This is a genomic window from Dactylosporangium sp. NPDC050588 (genome assembly GCF_040654975.1).
In the GTDB taxonomy this organism is placed as follows: Bacteria; Actinomycetota; Actinomycetes; order Mycobacteriales; family Micromonosporaceae; genus Dactylosporangium; species Dactylosporangium maewongense.
In genome coordinates this window covers 1-22,108 of sequence record NZ_JBFAJA010000122.1, presented here as the reverse complement: position 1 = coordinate 22,108, position 22,108 = coordinate 1, and the positions used below count along the sequence as shown (strand labels likewise).

Genomic DNA, 22,108 nt, shown 5'->3' with positions numbered 1-22,108 from the left:
CCAGGAGCCGGGAATGCTCTCGTCCAACAACAGCCTGCGTCTCGTCGCCGTGGCTGTTGCCCTGATCGTCGCCGTGCTCACCGGCGTCGCGACCGGTCTGCTCAGCGGCGGCCCCGACTGCCCGGCGGTGCCGGCGCAGACGGCCGCCACGACCGCGCCGCCGCCGGCGCCGACGACCGCGAACGGCGGCGCCGGCATCGGTGACTCCATCGGCGGCGGTGGCGCCCCCGAAGCGCCGCCGAAGCAGCAGCCGGCGACCCAGGCCGCGCAGGTCGCGCAGGCGGCGACCCCGGCGTGCACGACCCGGGAGACGTTCGGGGTGACCGCGGCGGCGACCGCGTTCGTCGGGGCGTTGCTCGTCGGCGCGGCGCTGCTGCTGCTCCTGCTGCTGTCCGCCCGCGGCCCCCGGCAGGTGCAGGTCCCCGTCACCGCCGGCCACAACGGTGGCGGACCCGCCGAGCACGACCGGCGGGCGCTGGTGCAGGCGTGCATCTACGTCCGGGACCGGGTCACGTCCAAAGCGCTCGGCGACCGGCTCGGCGCCGCCCTGAAGGAGGCCGGCGTTACCACCCTGGAGCCGACCGGGGTCCGGTTCGACCCGGCGCACCACGAAGCCGGCGGCGCCGCCCCCAGCACCGACCCGGCGCTGATCGGGTCGATCGCCGCCGTCGAGGTCCCCGGCTACCTGGACCGCGACGGGCGGGTGCTGCGCGCCCCGATCGTCACCGTGTACCAGGCGCCTCGCAACCCGGGCGGGCCGACCGGCGCCCACCCGACCGTCCCGCAGAACAACCAGCACAGGGAGCAGCCACGATGACGTCGACCGAGAACGCGGCGCCTCCCGCGAACGGCAAGCCGAAACCACCGAGCCCGGAGGCGGCGCTCGGCAAGCTGTTGAAGGCCGGCGTCGACGGGTCCCTCGCCTACCTGCGCAAGATCGACCCGGACGCGGCCGCGGACGTCGACACCGAACGCCGCCGGGACGTGCAACGCCCCCGTATCGTCGTGGTCGGCGAGACGAAACGTGGCAAGAGCAGCCTCACGAACATGCTGATGGGGGTGCCGAACCTGTCGCCGGTCGACGCGGCCGTCGCCACCGCCTCCTACCTGGAGTTCACCCACAACCCGCAGCACGGCGCCCGCGCGTACGTGCCGGGCCGGGAGGACCCGATCCCGATCAACCTCAGCGACCTGCGTGACTGGGGCACCGTCCTCGGGCGGCTCCCCGACGGGATGCGCCCGCCCCGGCGGATCGAGGTGCACCACTCGGCGCCGCTGCTGCAGTACCTGACGCTGACCGACACGCCCGGCACCGGCGGCCTGGACTCGATGCACGCCGAGGTCGCGATGGACGCCGTCGAACGCGCCACCGCGCTGCTGTTCGTCGTCGACTCGTCCTCACCGTTCTCCAAACCGGAGATGAACTTCCTCATCGAGGCCAGCAAGAAGGTCAACTTCGTGCTGTTCGCGTTGACGAAGGTCGACGCGTACCCGGGGTGGCGCACGATCCTCGCCGACAACAAGGGGCAGCTGCAGACGCACGCGCCCCGGTTCGGGGCCGCGCCGTGGTTCCCCGTGTCCGCGAGGCTCGCCGAGCTGGCGATGACACTGCCGAAGGAGTCCGCGGGGGAGCTGATCCGCGAGTCGCGGATCGCGGAGCTGCAGCACGCGCTGATCGACCTGGCGAAGAAGGGACACCTGCTGCAGCAGGCGAACGTGCTGCGGTCCGTGCGGTCGGAGTACATCCGCATCGACCAGGAGCTCGGCGACCGGATGAAGGCGACCGACCCGGACCCGAAGGACGCCGAACGGGCCAAGGAGGAACGCGCGCAGGTCGCGACCCGCAAACGCACCGAGTCCCGGCAGTGGTCCCTCGCCCTGTCCACCGAGACGCAGCGGGCCCGCGTCGAGGCGACCACCAGGCTGCGCTCGTACATGACGCAGCTGCAGGAACAGTTCATGGAGAAGATCGACAAGGGTGGGCGCGGCGACATCAGCGAACTGCCCGCGGAGGTCGACAAGGCGCTGTACGCGCTGTCGGTGCGGCTGTCCCACGACCTGGAGTTCCGGTTCCGGAAGGTCGGTGAGCGGGTCCTCGCGCAGGTGTTCCACCCCAACGAGCTGCAGCACGTGCTGCGGCAGCTCAACGCGAAGCTGCGGCACGCCCTGGGCACCAAGCCCCGCCGCGACGGCGGCGGCGGGGACGGCGCGATGGTCGTCATGTCGTCCGCGGGTATGGCGATGATGGCGGGCCGGGGCGCGATGGCGGGTGCCGGCGCGATCGGTCTCGCCGGCGTCGCCGGCGCCGGGCTCGTCATCCCCGTCATCGGCATCGGTCTCGGTCTCGCCGCCGGCGCGTACATGATCTTCAAGCGGAAGAGCATGACCGACAAGCAGCAGACCCGCACCTGGCTGCGGGAGGTCCTCGGCGAGGCCCGGGCCGCGCTGTCCGACGAGATCATGCACCGGTTCACCGACCTGCAGTACGCGCTGACCCTCGCCCTCGACGAGGCGATCGAACGGCGGCTCAAGCAGCTCGACGCGCACATCGCCAACATCGACAAGTCCCTCGCGGAGGACAAGGCGGAGCGGGCGAAGCGCAAGGCGGCACTGAACACGGAACGGGAAGGCCTGCGAGCCCGCATCAAACAGGTTGACGAGGTCCTCGTGCGGGTACGGGCACTGGCGCCGAACGCACCCGCGGACGCGGCCGACGCACCGGCCGAAGCGTAAGGGGGTTGGATCATGGACGGGCACTGGGAATGGTCGGAGTCCGGGGACGAACCGGACACCGGTGACACCGCCGACCTCGGCGGCGGCCACACCGACGGCGCGTTCGAACAGGGGTTCGGCGACGGGCACGCGTTCGGCGACGCCGGGTTCGACGGGCACGACGACTACACCGCGCTCGGCGACGGGCACGACAGCCACGGCGCCGACGACCTGGAGGAGCCGCTCGGCACCGAACACGCCGCCGACGACTACGACCAGTCCGTCCACCACGAGACCTCGGACACATCGGACGCGCACTTCGAGGACGCGGACGGTGACCCGAACCAGCACGCCGAGTTCGAACCCCTCGCCGACCAGCACACCGAACACACCGTCGACACGGACGTGGACGGCGGGGCGGAGCCGTTCGGCAGCGACCCCGACCTGCACGGCGACACCGACGGCTGGCCCGGGCACACGTTCCCGGAGGAGCTGCACCTGGACAGCCCACCCGAACCCGTCGACGGGTTCCCGTGGACCGACGCCGACGTCCTCGGCGGCCCCGACCACACGGCGGCCGCGTTCGACCCGGCGGTGACCGCGGACCCGGCGAGCCCGGCCGACCTGGCCGCGTACGACGGCGCGGACGTCCCGGCGGGCGCGGACCCGTGGGCGCCGCTGCTGGCGTCCGACGACCCGGCCACCAGCTCCCTCGCCGGGTTCTGGGCCCCGCACACGTAGCCCAGGGGGTTTCGGTTCAGGCCCGCCACAGTTGTCGTGGCGGGCCTTCGCCGGCTTCGCGGCCTTCTGCTCAGCGGGCCGGGGCCGGCTGCAGCCACGGCCGCAGATGATCGGCCGGCTCCGGCCGCGCGTAGTGGTAGCCCTGCGCGATGTCACACCCGAGCCGGCGCAGCGCCTCCACCTGCACCGCGTGCTCCACACCCTCCGCGACCACCGTCATCCCCAGGTTGTGCCCCAGATCCACCGCGGAACGGACCAGGACCGCGTCGTCGTCGTCCGCACCCGACAGGTGCACCACGAACGACCGGTCGATCTTCAACTCGTCGACCGGCAGCTGCTTCAGGTACGCCATCGACGAATACCCGGTGCCGTAGTCATCGATCGACAACCGGACCCCGAGCCGGTGCAGCCCCCGCAGCGTCGCCGTGGCCAGCGCCGGGTTCGCCATCACCGCGCTCTCCGTCACCTCCAGCCGCAGCAGCTGCGCCGGCAACCGGTGCTCGGCCAGCAGCCCCTCGACCCGGTCCCGCAACGTCGGGTCCGTCAGGCACCGCGGCGACAGGTTCACCGCCACCGGCACCGTCCACCCCGCAGCCCGCCACGCCGACGCCTGCGCCACCGCCCGGCCCAGCACATGCGTCGTCAACAGGTTGATCAGGCCCGTGTTCTCCGCCATCGGCACGAACTCAGCCGGCGCGACCAGCCCCCGGGTCGGGTGATGCCACCGCACGAGCGCCTCCACCCCGCACAGCTCCCCGGACGCGAGCGCCACCTTCGGCTGGTAATACAGCACCAGCTCCTCCGCCTCGGCGAGCGCCCGGCGCAGATCCCCGAGCAGCAGCAACCGGCTCGGCGGAGCCGCCGTCGTCGCCGGCTCGTACACCACGGCACCGTTCTTCGTGTCCTTCGCCGCGTACATGGCGACGTCCGCGGCCCGCAGCAGCTCATCCGCGGCCTCCGCCGTGCCGGCGTCCGGCTGCCGCACCGCGATCCCGATCGACGCCTCCACGTCCACCGTCACGTCCCGCAACACGAAACTCTGATGCAGCCGCTCCTGCAACCTGCCCGCGAGGGCCCGCGCCCGGTCGACGTCAGCGCCCGGCAGCAGCACCGCGAACTCGTCCCCGGACAACCGCGCGACCGTGTCCCCGGCCCGCACCTCGCCCGTCAACCGGGCTGCGACCTGCACCAGCAGCTCATCGCCGTACTGGTGGCCGAGCGTGTCGTTGACCTCCTTGAACCGGTCCAGGTCCAGCAGCAGCACCGACAGCACCGCGTCCCGGGCCCGCATCGCCGCCTCGAGCCGCTCCGTGTACAGGGTCCGGTTCGGCAACCCCGTCAACGCGTCATGCCGGGCCGCGTGCTCGTGCCGGTCCGCCTGCGCCATCATCGCGTTCTGGTACCGCACCACCAGCAGCCCCAGACCGATCAGCAGCACCGCACCGACACCGACAGCGGTCAGCAGCCCACCGAACACCAGCGCCTCCACCCGGCGCAGCTCCGCGATCGCCGCGTCCGCGCGGCTCGCGTGCAGGTCCGCGGCCGCCTGGATCTCCGCGCTCAACTGGTAGAAGATCCGGTCCACGTCGTCGTTGTTGATCCGCGCGGCCTCGGCCAGGTCGCCGTTGTCGACCGCGGCGAACACCCGCAGCACCGCGTACCCGTACTCGTCGTGGACGTGCCGCAGCCGCAGCGCCAGGTCCCGGTCCGGCGCCCCGCCACGCGCCTCCACATCCTTCAACGCCGCGTGCAACGCCGCCCCCGCCATCGCGTGCCGCGCCCGGACCGCGTCGCCGCGGTCCAGCCGGTATTTGCGCTCCAGGGACTCCTCTTCGGCGATCGCCTTGTTCGCCCGCGCGTACGCGTCGGACAACGCCGTCGACCGGGCGACCGTCTCCGCCGCGTGCCGGGTCCTGCCGACCCCCACCACGCACAACGCGGCCACCGACAGCAGCACCACGATCACCCCACCGATCGCGAGCCGCCACCGCCTGCGGGTACGCGCCGACGCCTGCATCCGCTGCCCCCTGCTGCCGTGCGTCCCCGCCGAAACCGGGCTGTCGTGTCCACGTCGGCGGGGGCAGGGGAGCGGGGGAGCGGTTCGTGGGAGCGGTCCGGTTGCGATACTGCCGGCCGTGGCCCCTTCGACGCCGACCCTTTGGACGCCGACCCTTTGGACGCTGCGGCCCGCCCGCGTCGGCGACGCCATCACGATCGCCGAGCTCCGCGCCGTCGTCCTGCGCCCCGACCTGACCCGGCTCGGCCGGTACGACCCGGTGCGGGTCCGGGAGCGGCTGCTCGGCTCGTTCACGCCGCGGCACACGACGGTGATCGAGGTCGCCGGTGCCGTCGCGGGCTGTGTCGCGCTGCGCCCGGCGGCGGGGGAGCTGTGGCTGGAGCACTTTTACCTGCGGCCCGACCTGCACGGCCACGGGATCGGCTCCGCGGTGCTGCGGACGCAACTGGACCGCGCCGACGCCGGCGGGCTGCCGGTGCGGCTCAACGTCCTGCAGGGCAGCGCCGCCCGCCGCCTCTACGAGCGGCACGGCTTCACCGTCACCGCCGCCGACCCGATCGACGTCTACATGCTGCGGCCTGCCGGTATCGTCTCGCCCCCAGTCGCCGTCTCGCCTGCAGCCACCGTTTCGTCGGCCGTCACCGGGCCGGACGGTGCCGGCGCTGCGTCGACAACGGCCTGACCGGGTCCACGTACCGCGGCAGGCGCGGCTCGTCCACCCGGAGCTTGACGAGCTCCGCGGTGATCGCGTCGATGATCCGGTCCGTGGCCCGCTGCGCCGCCCCCGGCACCGCCGGGTCCAGGTCCGACAGGTCGACCGGAGCACCGAAATGCACCCGCACCACCGGCCGGCGCAGCAGCGACCGCCCCAACGTCCGCACCGTCGGCCCGAACCCGCCCCACGCCGCCACCTCGTGCGCACCCCACTGCGCGACCGGCACCACCGGCACTCCGGTCCGCAACGCGATCCGCGCCATCCCCGTCTTCCCCCGCTCCGGCCACATCCCCGGGTCGAGGGTGATCCGCCCCTCCGGGTACCCGAGCACATGCGACCCCACCGCGAGCGCGTCGGCGACCACGTCGACGGCGTTGCCGACGTCCGCCTGCCGCCGGTTGATCCGGATGTGCCCGGCCGCCCGCATCATCGACCCCACCACCGGCGCCCGGAACAACCCACCCGTCGCCATCAGCCGGGGCGCCAACCTCGCCACCCGGCACGCCGCGCTCATCGCCACCGGGTCGAACGGCCCGATGTGGTTCACCGCGAACACCACCGGCCCGCCGCGCAGCTCCGCCGGCACGTCCCCGGTCACCCGCATCCGCGCGACCGGCCGCACCACCTCCCTGGCCAGGACCAGCAGAAACCGCCACAACCGCGGCACCCGCCACGGGTCGCCGGCCGCCGGCGCCGCTGCGGGCACCTGTGCCGCCCGGACGTCCGCCTGTTCTCCAACCGTGGGCGCTGCTCCGGGTAGGTCCGGACCCGCGTCCACCAAGGAGCCCCCGGCGCCGCCGACCGCGGCGGGGGAGAGGCTCACCTCGCCGCCGGCAGTACCGTGTCCGACCGCCGCACCCTGCTCCACGTCTGTCATCCCGCCACCGTCACTCCGAACTGAACCAGGGAACGGTAGCGTCACCCCTGCCACCACGCACATCCCACCGCCGGTCCTTCCAGCGGCCCTTCCATCCGGCCGGCGGCCCAGTGACGGGCAACAGCCAACCGGCAAGCGATTACCGGCAATCCGGTAGTCGGCAATCCTCAGCTGGTCCGGATGCCGGCCAGGGCGACGAACACGAGCTGCCGCAGCTCGGTGAGGCGCATCATACGGCCGGCCACGACGTACACGACAACGCCGACGACACCTGCCGCGGCGGACGTGACGAGAGCCGCACCGAACCCGGGCGTGACCAGCGGCGTACACACGAGCACCGCCACCGCGGCGCAACCACCGGCCAGCCCGGCCGCGACCCCGACCCGCACGTGCGTGCTGACCAGCCGCCGGCCGTCGATCCGCCCCAACCGGCGCCGCAGGACCGCGGCCGCCGCGACGAGACCCGCCGTGTACGCCACCGCGTACGCCAGCGGCACCCCGACGACGATGTCCGCACGCGGCAGCACCCACGCCGCGGCGAAGCAGCCGCCGACCCCGACGACCGTCACCCCGGCGGTGATCAGCGCCGGGGTCCTGGTGTCCTGCAGCGCGTAGAAGCCCCGCTGCAGGATCATGTAACCGGTGAACGGCACCAGCGCCACCCCGAACGCCGCCACCACCGCACCCAGCAGCGCGACCGCCGGAGGTGCGCTGCGCCCGTGCGCGAACAGCAGCGTGGCGAGCTGCGGGCCGAGCACGAGCATCGCCGCCGCGACCGGAGCGAGCGCCACCACGGCGAGCCGCACCGCCCGGGACAGGTCCTCGGTCATCCGCGAGTGGTCCCGCCGCACCGCGTGACGGCTGAGCCTGGGCAGGATCGCGGTCATCACCGACACGGCGACCACCGCGAACGGCATCTGGAACACCGCGAACGCGTTCTGGTACGCGCTGATCCCACCCGGCCCGCCGATCGACGCCACCCGCGTCGCCGCCACGATCAGGACCTGCGCCGCGACGACCGACACGAGCACCCAACCGCCGAGCCGCCCGATCCGCCGGATGCCGATGCCCCGCGGATCCAGCCGCGGCCGCAGCACGAACCCGCTCCGCGCCAGCGCCCACACCACCAGCGCCGTCTGACCGACCACCCCGCCGGTCGTGCCGACCGCCAGCACCAGCAGCTGCGGCCCGGTCAACGCGTCGATGCTCGTGCCGCCCCCGATCAGCAGGTACACGACGCTGACCGCGATCACGATGACGCTGTTCGCCAGCGGCGCCCACATCGGCGCGGCGAACCGTCCCCGGATGTTGAGGACCGCACCGGCGGTGGCGCTGACGCCGTAGAACAGGATCTGCGGCAGGAAGAACCGGCTGAACACGACCGCCAGCGCGAGCTCCTCATCGGCGAACCCCGGCGCGTACACCCGCACCAGCCACGGCGCCGACACCATCGCCGCGACCGTCACCGCCGCCAGCACGTAGAACAGCAACGTCAGCAGCCGCTGCGCGTACACGACCCCGTCGTCGGGCTCGGTGACCGCCGCCCTCGCGAGCAACGGCACCACCACGCTGGCCATCGCACCGCCGACCACCAGCTCGTAGACGGCGTTCGGCAGCGTGTTCGCCACGTTGTACCCGTCCAGCAGCCGGCTGCCCAGCCCCAGCGCGGACGCCAGCACCACCAGCCGCACGAACCCGGCGACCCGCGACACCAACGTCGCCACCGCCATCCCGCGCCCCGCCCGCCCGACCGAACCCCCGTGCGCCATACCGCTCTTCATAGCGCACCACCGTGCCGCGTTTCAGCCCCCGGCCGGCGCGGCAGCGGCGGTGAGCGCCCGGTGACGCAACAGCAGGGCGGTGACGGCGACGCCGGTGGCGAGATAGCCGAGGCCGGCGACGACGAAGACGGTCGGCACGTCGGTGGCGTCGGCGAGCACGCCACCGGCGAACCCACCGACCGGGATACCGCCCCACACGGCGGTACGCCAGACCCCCTGGACGCGACCGAAGAGCTCCTCGGGGATGAGGGTCTGCCGCAGCGACATCGTCAGCACGTTACCGATCATGACCAGGCACGCGGTGACGAGGAACAACGCGAACGCGGACACGGCGTCGCTGGTCAGGCCCATCCCGACGACGGCCGGTGGGGTGCACAGCGCCACCGCGCTCAGCGTGCCCGTGCGGCCGAGCAGGCGACCGGCGTACGGTGCGGCGAGCCCGCCGAGCAGCCCGCCGACGCCACCGGCGAGCAGGAGCAGCCCGTACCCGCGGCTGCCGACCTGCAGCACGTCGAGGGCGAACAGCACCAGCACCGACATCGACATGGCCTGGAACGCCGCGGTGAACCCGAACAGCACGGTGAGTCCACGCAGCAGCGGATGGCGCAGCATCCATCGCAGCCCGTCGCGCATGTCGGCGCGCAGCGAGCCGGTCGGCGCGAGCTGCGGCCGGAACGAGCCGGGCACGGTGAGCATGATCAGTGCACAGAGCGCGAACCCGGTGGCGTTGACCGCCAGCGGCGCCGCGACCGCCACGGCGAACAGCAACGCCCCGACCGGCGCGCCCAGGAACAGCTGCCCCACGGTCTCGGCGGTCACCAGCCAGCTGTTGCCGCGGTCGAGCTGCCCGGGCCCGACGAGCTGGGGCAGCAGGGCGTTCGCCGCGCTGTCGTACACGGTTTCGGCGGCACCCAGCGTGAACACCGCCGCGTACAGCAGCGGGACCGACGCGTGCCCGGTGCCGGCGGCGGCCGCGACGACGCCGACGACGCCCGCCCGCCCGAGGTTGGCGACCACCATCGCGCGGCGGCGGTCACCGCGGTCGACGAGCGCCCCGGCCGGCAGCGCGAACACCAGCCAGGGCAGGAACGCCAGCGAGTACACCCCGGAGATCAGGACCGGGTCGCGGGTGAAGGTCGCGGCGAGCAGCGGGAGCGCGGCCCGGCCGATGCCGTCGGCGAGGTTCGACGTGGCACTGGCACCGAACAGCCGCCAGTAACGGCTGCTGAGGCTACCCATCGCCGGCTGCCCTGTCAGGCCCGTCGCCATCGCCATCATTGTCTCTGCCAGCGTCCGGCTTGCCGGATTCATCAGGTTCGCCGGGTTCGCGGGGTTCACCGACGGGGAAGGCGACGAACTCGACACGGACCCGGCGGGTGTCCGGACCGGGCGGCAGCTGCCGGAACCGGTCGACCACCGCCTCGACCTCGAACGACAGCGCCCGCAGCTGCTCCGGGGTCAGCTCCAGGTGCGCCTGCTGGCGGCTCACGGCCCGTTGCCACGGCAGCGGCCACTGCGACAGCGTCCGGTAGAACTCCATGAGCCGGCGGTGCGACGCCTCCAGCAGGGTCGCGATGACGGTGCCGGCCGTCGCGGCAATGCCGCTGGGTGCCCGTTGCACGCTGGCGGGCATCGTCCATCCGCCGGTGACCGGACGCCACCACCGCTCAGCGCCGGTGCCGGCACCGGCCACCTCCTCGATGAACCCGTGCCGGGCCAGCTGACGCAGGTGATAGCTGGTGGCGCCGCTGCTCTCACCGAGCTCCGCCGCGAGCTGCGTGGCGGTGGCCTGGCCGCGGACGCTGAGCGCCTCGAGCAGCTGCAGCCGCAGCGGGTGGACCAGCGCTTTGAGCGCGCCCGGCTCGGGCACGTACCCCGGCGACGCGACAGGAAGGTCCGCGGGATCGACCATACGCCGAGACTATGCCTGCAAAGAATCCTTTGCAAAACTTTCTTTGCAAGCTGTGTACGTGGCGGAGCCGGGGGAGTCCGGGTACAAGGCTGCTGCGGTGCGGCGGTTCGTGCAGCTCAGCCCTGTCGGCGGACGAGGCAACCCGATCCACGGCGCGAGCGTCAACACCCGTCAACGTGAGCGGCTTCCGGCCCGACCTGAGACCTGCGAACTTCGCGCCGAGCGCCTGATGGTTGACGTGCCCGTCCATCAGGCGCTCGGCGCGAAGATGTTCTGCCCGGCCGGCCGGGCACTGATCAATCCCCGGAAGTCCGGGGCTCGGCGCTACTCCGCCTCGCGGAGCTCGGCCAGACGGGCCTCGATCTCCGCCAGCTCCGCACGCAGCCGCTCCGCCTGGGACTCGGCCTCGGCACGGGCGGCGGACACGATCTCCTCGACCGCCTCATGCACGCCGGGGACGTCGAGCATGCCGACCATCTTGAGCGCCTCGCTGGCCTTGATGACATACGGCTTCGCGAGGGACTTCGCGCCCTGGTTGGCGGCCACGGTCCACTCGCCGTCCGCATACGCCAACGTGACCGTCAGCCCCGCCGGCGCCTTCGGCTTCGGCGCGGCCTTCTTCGCCGGTGTCGCCCTCGGTGCCGGCACGCCCGAGGACTTCTCCACGGGCTCCCGGTCCTTCGCGCTGTCCTTGCCCGCGTCTTTGCCGGTGTCCTTCGCCGCGGTGTCCTTGACGCCGTCGCCGTCGGTCGCGCCGCCCGCCTCTGTGGTGGCGGGTGCCGGGTCGGCCTGGGCGTCGGGGCCGGGCAGGGCGGAGTCGGTGGGCTGCTCGACGGCGGGCGCGGACACGGAGCTCTCCTCACGAGGGGCGGGAACGATCGGGGTGCGACGCGCCGGCGCCGCCTTCGGAGCGATCTTCAGGTCGGCGGGGGAGAAGGGCAGCTCGTCACGGCCGAACCGGACCACCACCCACTCCTCGGACAATTCCGGGTCGGTCAGCTGCACGACCTGCCCGAGCTGCCCGGCGATCTGGCCGGCAGCCTCCGTGAACACCACCTTCGGCTTCCGGCCGGCCGCGAGGGTGTCCCGGATCTGCTCCAGCTCCACCGTCGACAAGCCTCCGGCCGCGGTCCGCGCGGCTACCATCGCACCCTCCTCAGTCGAACATGTGTACGGGAACGTTCTATCAGTCAGGTACGACATTTTCGAACGCGACACACCGTACGACATGGATCATGCGATCAGGGCAGCTCGTCGATCTCCGCGTGCGGGTCCAGGGTCCGCAGCAGCTCCGGCCGGTCCGTGACGATCGCCCAGCCCGGTCGGGCCTGCGCACGGCGTACCACATGCGCGGCGGCGACCAGAGCGGGACCGCCCTCACCGGAGAACAACGCGCCGCTGTCCACGGCATCCGCGGCGGTCAGGTCGTCGACGACCACCACCGGCAGGCTGAGCAGGACCTTGAGCACGTCGTAGTCCTTCGGGGACGTCTGCGCCCACGCCTCCGCGAGCGCCGCCGCCGGCACCGCCAGCACGACACCCTGATCCACCGCATGCCACACGATCGCCGAACTGTACGGCGTGCCGGCCACGAACCCCAGGATCGCCGAGCTGTCCAGGATGCGGCCGCCCACCGCTGTCACGACACCGGCCCGGCGGGTGCCACCCCCAGCACCTCACGCGCCCACGCGTGGTGCTCCGGTGCCATGCGCACCCCACGCCGCGCATACAGCTCGTTCAGCGCCATGAGCGCCCGGTCCCGCGCCAGCCGGCCCCGGACCGCCTCGGCGACATACGCCGACACCGACTCCGCGCCACCCGCGTCCACGAACCGCCGCACCGCAGCGGCCTCATCGGCGGGCATCGTCACCGTGACCCGCTCCTTGCGCACCTCACGCATACGTACACGGTACCGGCTGCATACGCCGATCACCTAGCGTCGCGTCACCCATGCGAGGGACATCCATGCCCACCTGCGTCGATCTGGCACATCCGTCCGGTATCCATGCACGTTCCGTGACACGCGTCTCCACCGTCCGCTGCTTGTCGTCCGTGCTCGGCAGCGTTGAGCGCTCGGTTCTCCGCTCGGCAGGTGAGCTTCACCGCGTTCGCCAACCACGCCCGAAACTGCGAGCCACACTCTGGACACATCCCGTGGGTTCCGTCCCCGTCTCCTAAATGTTCGATAATCGACATTATGTCAACCTGAGTTCTGTCGTACCCGGCCGGTAGGGTCCTGGGCATGACGGGGATCGACTACCGCACTGCGGGACCACTCACCGACCTGGCCGCCGTGCCGGGTGACGCGCTCGCCGGGGTGCCCGGTGACGCCGACGGCATCTGCAGGCTCGCGCACACCCTGATCGTGCACCCCAACGAGACCGGCGGCCTCGCGCTGCCCGGCGAACGGTTCGACGACAACCAGCTCCGGCACGCCGACCGGATCGTCCACGCGTTACTGCGCCTGGACGGTGACCCGCTGCACGTGCCACGCGCCGCCGACCGGCGGGTGGTCGGCACCTGCCGGCACTTCACGGTGCTGACGGTGGCGCTGCTGCGGCTGCGCGGGATCCCGGCGCGGGCGAGGTGCGGGTTCGCGACGTACTTCCAGGAGGGTCTCGGCCTGGACCACTGGGTCGTCGAGCACCACCGGGACGGGCGGTGGGTCCGCACCGACTCGGAGATCGTCGGCGGGACCGTGCTGCCGCACCCCGAGGACCTCGACGAAGGGCTGTTCCTGACCGGCGGTGAGGCGTGGACGGCGTGGCGGGCGGGCCGAATCGACGCGAAACAGTTCGGTGTGGGCGGCACCGAGAACTTCGGTCCCGCGGAGATCCAGGGCAACGCGGTGCGGGACCTCGCCGCGCTCAACAAGCTCGAGCTGCTGCCGTGGGACGAGTGGGGGCGGATGGAGGCCGCGTACCGGGGTGAGACCGGCGCCGACTACGACGAGCTGATGGACCGCATCGCCGACGTGACCCGCGCCGACGACCCCGCCGAGGTCATGGCCCTGTACGCGCACGAGGACCTGCGGGTTCCGGAGGCGCTCGTGCGGTAGGCGAGGCAGGCTCCACCGCGCGCCGGCGATCCGCGGCGGACGGGCTGGCGAGCGAAGGCCTCGGCGCGAGGTGCGTGACGGGGTGTGGCATCGTTGCCCCGCCGCGGCGACGGCGGGGCAACGATGGGTCTGGGTTGGTCGCCTGAAGGGGTCCGGGTCTCCCCCCGGCGGCTGCAGTGGGTTTGGCGGACGCCGGGGTGGCACGGGTTCAGGGAACCATCGTGGAAAGTGGACGGCATCGGGAGAAGTCCCGATGCCGGAGACCCGACACGGGTGGTGCGCTCCCCCGCCGGCTCACTCCCCCGGGCCGGCCGGTGGTGAGTCCCTGATGAAGACGATGCCGTCGGGGGCGGACGGGCCGGTCAGGTGGGCGGGGTCGAGCGGGAAGTAGCCGAACCACGGCGACACACGAGCGGCCGGTGGTGTGTCGCTGAATTCCACGGCCAGGGTGTGCGGGTCGGCCAGGCAGCGGTCCGGCGGCAAGCGATAGAGATGCCCTTCGATGGTGTCGGGGGGTGGGGTGTGGACGCCGTGGTGGTGAATGGTGCCGAGGGCGGTGGCGAGGAACGCGTAGCCGGAGCCGAGGTGGGTGGCGGCGAGCGCGCCGGTGCTCCACCACGTCAGGTGCTGGTCGCCGAGGCGCATCGTCGACTGGTGGCGTTGCAGGTGGAGGTTGTGGGCGTGGACGAGGGCGGGGCCGCGGCCGGTGAGGGCGAGAAGGTTCGCGGCCATCATGGCGGCGCGGAGGCCGACGAGGCGGGGCATGCGGGCGGGGGTCTGGTCGGCCATCCAGTGGTGGTAGCGCAGCAGGCCGGTGGCGGTGCGCGCGTACAGGGCCGCCCGGTCCAGGTCGGTGCGGGAAGGGAACGCCGGGGCGTGGGTGTCCAGGAGCGCCACCATGTCGTCGCAGAGCAGGCGGAGCCTGGCGGCGGCCGGGGTCTGGCCGATGGACCGGGACGGGTCGAGCAGCGCGGCCGGGTCCGTCCAGCGGTCCTCGGGGCCGAGCACCTCGTCGAGGAGGTCCGTGGATGGCAGGAGCTCCGGCGGTACCGACGCCGCCAACGCCGCATGGAGTGCCGTGACAGCCTGGTGCGGGGCGGCCGGGCCGGTGGTGAGCTCCAGGGGGCCGTCGAGGCCGGCGAAGTGCAGGTGCTGGGACGGCGGCAGGTCGGCGTTGTGGGCGCGGATCCAGCGCACGAGGTCACGGTTCGGGGTGGCGGCGCCCCATCCGTGGCTGAAGCCGCTGCTCATGGCGTCGTCGAGGGTGCCGGCGCCGGTGGTGACGTAGTCGTCGACGACGAGGGCCTTCAGGCAGTCGGTTTCCAGGGCGATGGTCCGGAACGGCGACGTGGTGGCGAGGTCCCGGAACAGGTCGTTGCGGACGTCGAGGAGGACGTCCTCGCCGTGGGTGGGTTCGCCGAGAGCGAGGACCCGCGGCGGTGCCGGCAGGAGACGGCGGACGGACGCGGCGGACACGGGGTAGGTCATTACGTCAACGGTATCGTTGCATCTACAGTTGAACCTGAAGCCCGGTGGAGACGGTGACCGTGCCGGAAAAGTTTCAAAGACCGGTTGACCTGGCCCGGGCGCATGGGCTGTCGACGCAGGCGATCCGTAACTATGAGGCCGCCGGGATCCTGCCTGACGCGGAGCGGACGGACAGCGGATACCGCAGGTACACGACGCTGCACGCGGCGGCGTTGGACGCGTTCGTGGCGCTGGTGCCGGGGCACGGGCATCAGGCGGCGACGGAGATCCTGCGGGCGGTGCACCGGGATGCGGTCGACGACGCGTTGCGGATCGTCGACGAGGGGCACGCACAGCTGCTGGAGGACCGGCGGACGGTGCAGGCGGTCGAGGCGGCGCTGCAGGATCTGCGGCCGGTGCCGCAGGGGCGCGGTGACACGTTCGTGGGGCCGTTGTCGCGGCGGCTCGGGGTGCGGCCGGCGACGTTGCGCAAGTGGGAGCGGGCCGGTGTCGTGCAGCCGGGCCGGGACCCGAGGACGGGATTTCGCGTGTACAGCGCCGCGGATGTGCGGGACGCGCTGCTGGCGCACCAGCTGCGGCGGGGCGGGTACCTGTTGCGGCAGGTCGCGCCGGTGATCGCGCAGGTACGGTCGGCGGGGAGCGTCGAGTCGCTGGAGGCGATGCTCGGTGACTGGCGGGCGCGGCTGACGGGCCGGAGCCGGGCGATGCTGGCGGGTGCGGCGGCGTTGGACGCGTACCTGCGGCTCAGGGAGCGGTAACAGGGCCGTGGCGGTGCATGGGCAGGTCCGCGTTGATCGTGGTGCCGTGCCCAGGGACGCTGGTGACGTCGAGGTGCCCGCCGGCAGCGGCGACGCGGTCGGCGATGCCGCGCAGGCCGGTGCCGCGGCGGGGGTCGGCGCCGCCGGGGCCGTCGTCGGTGACCGTCACGGTGAGGCGGCCGGCGGCGGCGTGCAGGGTAACGGTGGCGTCGGCGTCAGGTGCGTGGCGGGTGAGGTTCTGCAGGGCCTCGGCGACGACGAAGAACGCGGCGGTCTCGGTCGCGGGGTCGGGGCGGCCCGGCAGGTCACCGGTGAGGGTGACGCGGGCCGGGACGGTGAGCAGCAGGGTCTGCACGGCGGTGACGAGGCCGCGTTCGGCGAGGAGGGCGGGGCGCAGCCCGCGGGCCAGGTCGCGCAGCTCGGTGAGCGACTGCCGCAGCTGGTCGGTGGCGTCGTCGAGCAGCGCGGCGGCGGGGCTGGTGTCCTCGACGGCGTCGCGGGCGGACCGCAGGGCCATGCCGAGGCCGATGAGGCGCTGCTGGGCGCCGTCGTGCAGGTCGCGTTCCAGGCGGCGGCGTTCCTCGTCGCCGGTGCGGACGAGCCGTTCGCGGGAGGCGTCGACCTCGGCGAGCTGGGCGCGGACCTGCGCGGCGAGGCGGACGTTGTCGAGGGTGAGGCGGGCCGCGGCGACGGCGGCGTCGAACAGGGCGGGGTCCTCGGTGCGGGTCGTGGGGTGGTGCAGGAGCAGGACACCGCCGCCGATGTCGGTGCGGGCGAGGCCGGGCGCGGCGGGCACGGTGACGGGCCGGCCCGCAGGGTCGACGAAGCGGGCGTCGTCGCCGGTGGACAGTGGGATGGCGATCTGGACGTCGCTGTCGCCGAGGAGCTGCGCGAGGCCTGGTCGCAGGTCGTCGACGGGTGCTGAGCGGAGCCGGACGAGGAGCGCGGCGACGTCGGCGCGGGCGAGCCGGGACGCGAGCAGCCCGACGATCATGGCGAGGGGCACCGTGTAGATGGTGAGGTGGTCGGCCCAGTAGAGCCATCCGGTCGGGGCCTTCCACGTGTCGAGCAGGACCCCGGTCATGAACACGACGACGGGGGCGGCGGCGGCCCACAGCACGGGCGCGCTGGCGCGGCGGCGGGAGGCGGACATCCGGCGGTACCGGCGGAACAGCAGCGCGAGCAGCCAGACCGCGGCGGTGAGTGCGGCCACGAACTGCGCGGCCCAGAAGGCCCGCGACGCGGTGGCGGACTCGTGCAGCAGCAGCGGGTTCGCGGGGCATCCGGTGCGCCGGCAGGTGACGGCGTCGATCCCGGCGGACGGGGTGACGGCGGCATAGCCGAGCCAGAGCAGCGGGGCCGCGGCGATGGCCCGCAGGTAGCGGCGCTCCCCCACCGTTTCCGGGCGGCCGTCGGGGTACGTGAGCAGCGCGTAGGCGTACACGACCCGGCTGATGATCCCGCTGAGGTAGGACCAGACGAGCAGCGCGCCGCTGGCGTGCAGGCCGAGGCCGGCGCTGAGGCTGACCAGGGTCCACGCGACCAGGAGCGGTCCGGTGGCGCTGTCGGGCCGGCGGGCCCATGCGACGAGCCCTCCGACGGCGACGACGGTGCGGCCGGCGGTGATGACGGTGAGGCTGGTGACGGTGACGGGCCGGTTGTCGGCGCCGTACAGGCCGAGGTGGAAGGTCACGGGTTGGGCGGCGGCGAGAGCGACGGTGGCGGCGGCGCCGGTGATCCAGGCGGCCCGCGCCGACGGAGCGAGCCGGCTCAGCATGTCTGAACTATCGCATCGACGGGTGATGCGATCCTGGCTCGGTGAGCCTTCGCGTGGTCGTGGCGGACGACAACCTCATCATCCGGGCGGGGCTGACCCAGCTGCTGGCGGTGGGCGCGGACGTCGTCGGCGAGGCGGAGCACGCGGAGGCGTTGTTCCGGCTGGTCGCCGCGGAGCGGCCGGACGTGGCGGTGGTCGACATCCGGATGCCGCCGTCGCACACCGACGAGGGGATCCGGGCGGCGGTGCGGATCCGGCGGGAGTACCCGGGGACGGCGGTGCTGGTGCTGTCGCAGTACGTGGAGGTGGCGTACGCGATGGAGCTGCTCGACGACGGGCGCACCCACGTCGGGTATCTGCTGAAGGACCGGGTGCTTGACCGGTCGGCGTTGCGGGACGCGGTGCGGCGGGTCCACGACGGGGAGGTCGTCGTGGACGGCAGCCTGGTCGAGGCGATGCTGCGCAGACCGGCGGTGCCGGCGGCGTTGCGGGTGCTGTCGGAGCGGGAGCGGGACGTGCTGGCGCTGATGGCGGAGGGGCTGACCGACCGGGGCATCGCGCAGCGGCTGACGTTGTCGCCGAAGACGGTCGGCACCCACATCCAGCGGATCTTCGACCGGCTCGCGATCGAGGACAGTCCGCAGGACAATCGACGGGTGCGAGCGGTGTTGTCGTATTTGCGGGCGTGGTAATGCGGGACGGGCTGGATCCGCTGCTGGACGGGCAGCTGGCGTACTACCGGGCGCGGGCGCCGGAGTACGACGAGGTGTACGGGCAGCGGTCGTTCAGCGCACTGACCGGGGTGCTGGACGAGTTGCCGGTCGGTGGTGACGTCCTGGAGCTGGCGTGCGGGACCGGGCAGTGGACCGTGCGGCTCGCCGGGCGGGCGGCGCGGTTGACGGCGGTCGACGGGGCGCCGGAGATGCTCGACATCGCGCGGCGGCGGCTGCGCGATGAGGGCCTCACCGCGACGTTCGAGCAGGCGGACCTGTTCCGGTGGCGGCCGCGGCGTCGGTACGACACGGTGTTCTTCGCGTTCTGGCTGTCGCACGTGCCGCCGCAGCGGTTCGCCGGGTTCTGGTCGGCGGTCGCCGACGCGGTCCGGCCCGGCGGGCGGGTCGTGTTCGTCGACACCGGCACCGCGGAGCGGGTGACGGAGCGGGTGGCGCCCGGCGGCAGGGACACGGTGCTGCGCCGGCTGCGGGACGGCAGCGAGCACGAGGTCGTGAAACTCTTCCATGACGCCGCCGGGCTCGCTGCCGACCTGTCGAAACTGGGGTGGACTGCACAGGTGGACCCCACCGGCGAAGGGTTCATCCGGGGGGTTGCTACGCTCACGGGCAGGTCGGCAACGGACTAGGCATCCGGAGCCGGCGCCGGTTCGGTGAGCGTGCTGGAGTCCGACCCAACACGCTCCCACCGCGTTTCTTTCCCGCGTTTCTTTCCCGGTTAGATGCCGACCACCGCGAGCAGCGATTCGGGCAGGACGCCCGGGTGCAGCACGCCGAGCCGTTGGGTGGCGCGGGTCAGCGCCACGTACAGGTCGTTGGCGCCGCGCGGGGACTCCTCCACGATCCGGTCGGGGTCGACGACGATGACGCCGTCGAACTCCAGACCTTTCGCCTGTTTGACGGTGAGGACGACGACCTTCGCGGCGAGCTCGGGTTCGTCGCCGACCGCGGCGTCGGGGAGGACCTTCAGCACCGCCGGCACCAGGTCCGCGAACGTCCCGGCGGGGAGGATGATGCCGAGCCGGCCGTCGCCGGCCTCGACCGCTTCCGTGGTCGCGGCCTCGGCGAGGGCGTCGGGCAGCCGGGCGGGTGCGACACCGCGGACCCACGGGTCGACGCCGGCCTCCCGGACCGACCTGGGTGGCTCCAGGTCCGGGTCGATGCCGGCGAGGACACCCGCGGCGACCGCCATGATCTCCGCCGGGGTGCGGTAGTTGACGGTGAGCTCCCGCAGCCGCCACCGGCCCGGCACGTACGGGTCCAGGGCCGACGCCCACGACGCGGCGCCGCCGAGGTCGCCGGTCTGGGCGACGTCACCGACGACCGTCATCGACCTGGACGGGCAGCGGCGCATCAGCAGCCGCCACGCCATCGGCGACAGCTCCTGCGCCTCGTCGACGATCACGTGCCCGAACGCCCACTTGCGGTCCGCGGCGGCGCGTTCGGCGGGGGTGAGCGCGGAGCCTTCGTCCTGCCGGTCGGCGAGCCGGTCGGCCTCGAGCAGGTCGGTGACGGACAGCAGCTCCGGGTCGTCCTCGTCCTCGACGTCGATGGACCGGGACCCGAACGCGATCTCCAGGGCGCCTTCGGCGTAGGCGATCTGCCGTTTGCGTTGCCGTTCGGCGATGATCTCGCGGATCGTGTCGTCCTCGCCGAGCAGTTCCGCGGCCTCGTCGAGCAGCGGCACGTCCGCGGGGGCCCATGCCGCTCTGGCGCTGCGCCGTAGCTCGAGCGGCGCGCCGGCGGCGGTTAACCGGATTTCTGATGCGAACAATCCGGCAACCAGTTGCTGCGGGGTGAGGATCGGCCACAGCCAGTCGAGGGCCCCGAGGACCTCGGCCTCGCCGCGCAGCTCCCGGCGGATCTCGGCGAGGTCGGCCTCGTCGAGGATCTGCGGGTCGCCGGGGGTGTCGTCGCCGCCGAGGGGGTCGTCGGCGTACGGGTCGATGCCGATGGTGTCGGCGACCAGCAGCGACAACGCGTGGATGATCTCGGTGTCGAACACGGGCCGGGCCAGGTTGTGCAGCTTGCCGGAGCGGCGCGCCCTTTCGCGGGCGTCGGCGATGACCTCCGGGTCGAGCATGACCGGCGCGCCGTCGAGGATGTCGAGGCGGATCGCGATCGGCTCGTCCGGGACCCGCTGCCGGTCGTGCACCGCGGCGGCGAGCACGTCGACCATCTCGGCGCGGCCCTTGATCTCCGTGATCGTCGCCGGTTCGTCGGCGTGCGCGACGACGCCGGGGAACAGGTCGCCCATCGTGCCGAGCAGCACGCCGGTCTCGGCGAGCGATGGCAGGACCTGGCTGATGTACCGCAGGAACGTCGGGTTCGGTCCGACGATCAGCACGACCCGCGACGACAGCATCTGCCGGTGCGTGTACAGCAGGTACGCGGCGCGGTGCAGCGCCACGGCGGTCTTGCCGGTGCCGGGGCCGCCCTGCACGACCAGGACCCCGTTGAGGTCCGCGCGGATGACGTGGTCCTGTTCGGCCTGGATCGTCTCGACGATGTCTTTCATCCGGCCGGTACGGGACGCGTTCAGCGCCGACAGCAGCGCCGCCTCCCCCGCCACGCCGTCGTGTGCGCCGCGGCCGGTGTGGTGCGCCTCGTCGAGGTCGAGGACCTCGTCGTCGACGCCGGTGACGGTGCGTTGTTCGGTGCGGATGTGGCGGCGCCGCCTGACCCCTTCGGGTGCGGCGGCGGTGGCCAGGTAGAAGGGTCGTGACGCCGGTGCCCGCCAGTCGATGAGCAGCGGCTCGTAGTCGTTGTCCTCGTCGAAGATGCCGATCCGGCCGATGTAGCGGACCTCGGTGTTCTTCGCGGCGCCGCCGTCAGGACCGCCGTCGGCGTTGCCGGCGTTGCCGGGGCTGCCGGGGCTGCCTGCCTTGCCGTCCTTGTCGCTGCCGGCCTTGCCGCGGTCGGTGGCGTCGCTGCGGTCGAAGTCGAGGCGGCCGAAGCACAGGCCGTTCTCCACGGCGGTGTACTGGGCGAGGCGGTCGGTGTACCGCGCGGTCGCCGAGTCGCGGTGCGAGCGGTCCGCCGGCGTGCCCCCGGTCTGCAGCAGCGCCCGTTGCAGCTGCGTGGACGCTTCCTCCCGCAGCGTGTCGAGGTGCCCGTACAGCATCGTGAGATGCGCTTGCTCAATCGCGAGCTCGGATGCGTCGGATGCGTTTGACAACCCGTCTCCAGTCGGCTAACGTTTCCATCAGTCAGGCGCCCGAGGGCGCCTTTTTTGTTGCCCGAACGATCTACTGTAGCGCCTGCGTTCCAGTGGCGCCTGCCCGCGCCGGCTTGTCGTGCGTACCGCCACCCTGGCCAAGTCGGACCAGATCTGGCCGGCTCCGACCGACCCCGCTGCGCCGCCGCTTCGGCGGGCTGCCGCCGCCGCGCCGGTTACTGATTACCGTATTGCCGGCAATCGCCGCACCGGCCACTGAGCTGTGGGGGGGGGGGGGCGCGCGCGCGGGCGACGAACACCCAAACATCTACATAAATATGTGTTATGTCGAATAAAAATAAATATAAATAATACTATGTTTGG

Annotated in this window: 19 protein-coding genes; 8 read left to right on the top strand and 11 right to left on the bottom strand. The window is 72.7% G+C overall.

The annotated features are described in order from the left end of the window. The first annotated feature begins 13 nt into the window (after positions 1-13). From grpE to AB0I21_RS51765, 3 genes are read left to right on the top strand one after another with little or no spacing between them, the layout of a single operon-like run. Positions 14-817 (top strand): nucleotide exchange factor GrpE, encoded by an 804-nt coding sequence (gene grpE / locus AB0I21_RS51775; protein ID WP_360572522.1) that lies wholly within the window; start codon positions 14-16, stop codon positions 815-817. Then, complete coding sequence (locus AB0I21_RS51770) at positions 814-2,733, top strand: dynamin family protein (RefSeq protein WP_360572520.1); 1,920 nt, start codon at positions 814-816, stop codon at positions 2,731-2,733. The genes grpE and AB0I21_RS51770 overlap by 4 nt, the downstream gene beginning before the upstream one ends. A gap of 12 nt (positions 2,734-2,745) precedes the next feature. Continuing rightward, on the top strand, positions 2,746-3,453 hold the full coding sequence (locus AB0I21_RS51765) for a hypothetical protein (RefSeq protein ID WP_360572518.1): 708 nt from the start codon (positions 2,746-2,748) through the stop codon (positions 3,451-3,453). A 70-nt stretch (positions 3,454-3,523) separates the two neighbouring features. Here AB0I21_RS51765 and AB0I21_RS51760 read toward each other — a convergent pair whose 3' ends face one another. Next, positions 3,524-5,470, bottom strand: a complete 1,947-nt coding sequence (locus AB0I21_RS51760) for a bifunctional diguanylate cyclase/phosphodiesterase (RefSeq protein WP_360572516.1) — start codon at positions 5,468-5,470, stop codon at positions 3,524-3,526. 118 nt (positions 5,471-5,588) lie between these two features. Here AB0I21_RS51760 and AB0I21_RS51755 point away from each other — a divergent pair, with 118 nt between their 5' ends. Beyond that, positions 5,589-6,152: a GNAT family N-acetyltransferase gene (locus tag AB0I21_RS51755; protein WP_360572514.1), complete on the top strand. Its 564-nt coding sequence runs from the start codon at positions 5,589-5,591 to the stop codon at positions 6,150-6,152. On the opposite strand, the gene AB0I21_RS51750 is transcribed toward AB0I21_RS51755, so the two are convergent. The 7 genes from AB0I21_RS51750 to AB0I21_RS51720 all read right to left on the bottom strand — a co-directional run bounded on the left by AB0I21_RS51750 (position 6,109) and on the right by AB0I21_RS51720 (position 12,655). Next, positions 6,109-7,062 (bottom strand): 1-acyl-sn-glycerol-3-phosphate acyltransferase, encoded by a 954-nt coding sequence (locus AB0I21_RS51750; protein ID WP_360572512.1) that lies wholly within the window; start codon positions 7,060-7,062, stop codon positions 6,109-6,111. The two genes, AB0I21_RS51755 and AB0I21_RS51750, sit on opposite strands and share 44 nt — an antisense overlap. Before the next feature lie 167 nt (positions 7,063-7,229). Beyond that, positions 7,230-8,792 (bottom strand): murein biosynthesis integral membrane protein MurJ, encoded by a 1,563-nt coding sequence (murJ, locus tag AB0I21_RS51745; protein ID WP_360572536.1) that lies wholly within the window; start codon positions 8,790-8,792, stop codon positions 7,230-7,232. Positions 8,793-8,864: 72 nt separating this feature from the next. Then, entirely contained in the window at positions 8,865-10,082 is a 1,218-nt protein-coding gene (locus AB0I21_RS51740) for an MFS transporter (protein ID WP_360572510.1), read from the bottom strand. Beyond that, on the bottom strand, positions 10,075-10,755 hold the full coding sequence (locus AB0I21_RS51735; protein WP_360572508.1) for a helix-turn-helix domain-containing protein: 681 nt from the start codon (positions 10,753-10,755) through the stop codon (positions 10,075-10,077). The genes AB0I21_RS51740 and AB0I21_RS51735 overlap by 8 nt, the downstream gene beginning before the upstream one ends. 324 nt (positions 10,756-11,079) lie before the next feature. After that, positions 11,080-11,901, bottom strand: coding sequence for a hypothetical protein (locus tag AB0I21_RS51730; RefSeq protein ID WP_360572506.1), 822 nt, complete (start codon positions 11,899-11,901; stop codon positions 11,080-11,082). Positions 11,902-11,996: 95 nt separating this feature from the next. Beyond that, positions 11,997-12,389, bottom strand: a complete 393-nt coding sequence (locus AB0I21_RS51725) for a hypothetical protein (protein ID WP_360572504.1) — start codon at positions 12,387-12,389, stop codon at positions 11,997-11,999. Between the two features lie 5 nt (positions 12,390-12,394). Beyond that, entirely contained in the window at positions 12,395-12,655 is a 261-nt protein-coding gene (locus AB0I21_RS51720) for a hypothetical protein (protein ID WP_344504863.1), read from the bottom strand. A 342-nt stretch (positions 12,656-12,997) separates the two neighbouring features. Between AB0I21_RS51720 and AB0I21_RS51715 the strand changes: the two genes are divergently transcribed. Next, positions 12,998-13,813, top strand: coding sequence for a transglutaminase domain-containing protein (locus AB0I21_RS51715; RefSeq protein ID WP_360572502.1), 816 nt, complete (start codon positions 12,998-13,000; stop codon positions 13,811-13,813). A gap of 294 nt (positions 13,814-14,107) precedes the next feature. Here the strand turns inward: AB0I21_RS51715 and AB0I21_RS51710 are convergent, their stop codons facing one another. After that, positions 14,108-15,301 carry an erythromycin esterase family protein gene (locus AB0I21_RS51710; RefSeq protein ID WP_360572500.1) on the bottom strand — a complete coding sequence of 398 codons (1,194 nt, stop codon included), beginning with the start codon at positions 15,299-15,301 and terminating at the stop codon, positions 14,108-14,110. A 53-nt stretch (positions 15,302-15,354) separates the two neighbouring features. Here AB0I21_RS51710 and AB0I21_RS51705 point away from each other — a divergent pair, with 53 nt between their 5' ends. Further along, entirely contained in the window at positions 15,355-16,059 is a 705-nt protein-coding gene (locus tag AB0I21_RS51705) for a TioE family transcriptional regulator (RefSeq protein WP_360572498.1), read from the top strand. Here the strand turns inward: AB0I21_RS51705 and AB0I21_RS51700 are convergent. Then, positions 16,046-17,836 (bottom strand): histidine kinase, encoded by a 1,791-nt coding sequence (locus AB0I21_RS51700; protein ID WP_360572497.1) that lies wholly within the window; start codon positions 17,834-17,836, stop codon positions 16,046-16,048. The genes AB0I21_RS51705 and AB0I21_RS51700 overlap by 14 nt on opposite strands. 41 nt (positions 17,837-17,877) lie before the next feature. Here AB0I21_RS51700 and AB0I21_RS51695 point away from each other — a divergent pair, with 41 nt between their 5' ends. Further along, positions 17,878-18,528 carry a response regulator transcription factor gene (locus AB0I21_RS51695; protein WP_360572495.1) on the top strand — a complete coding sequence of 217 codons (651 nt, stop codon included), beginning with the start codon at positions 17,878-17,880 and terminating at the stop codon, positions 18,526-18,528. Then, on the top strand, positions 18,528-19,196 hold the full coding sequence (locus AB0I21_RS51690; RefSeq protein WP_360572534.1) for a class I SAM-dependent methyltransferase: 669 nt from the start codon (positions 18,528-18,530) through the stop codon (positions 19,194-19,196). The genes AB0I21_RS51695 and AB0I21_RS51690 overlap by 1 nt, the downstream gene beginning before the upstream one ends. Positions 19,197-19,285: 89 nt before the next feature. On the opposite strand, the gene AB0I21_RS51685 is transcribed toward AB0I21_RS51690, so the two are convergent. Further along, complete coding sequence (locus AB0I21_RS51685; RefSeq protein WP_360572493.1) at positions 19,286-21,691, bottom strand: ATP-binding domain-containing protein; 2,406 nt, start codon at positions 21,689-21,691, stop codon at positions 19,286-19,288. Positions 21,692-22,108: the final 417 nt, after the last annotated feature.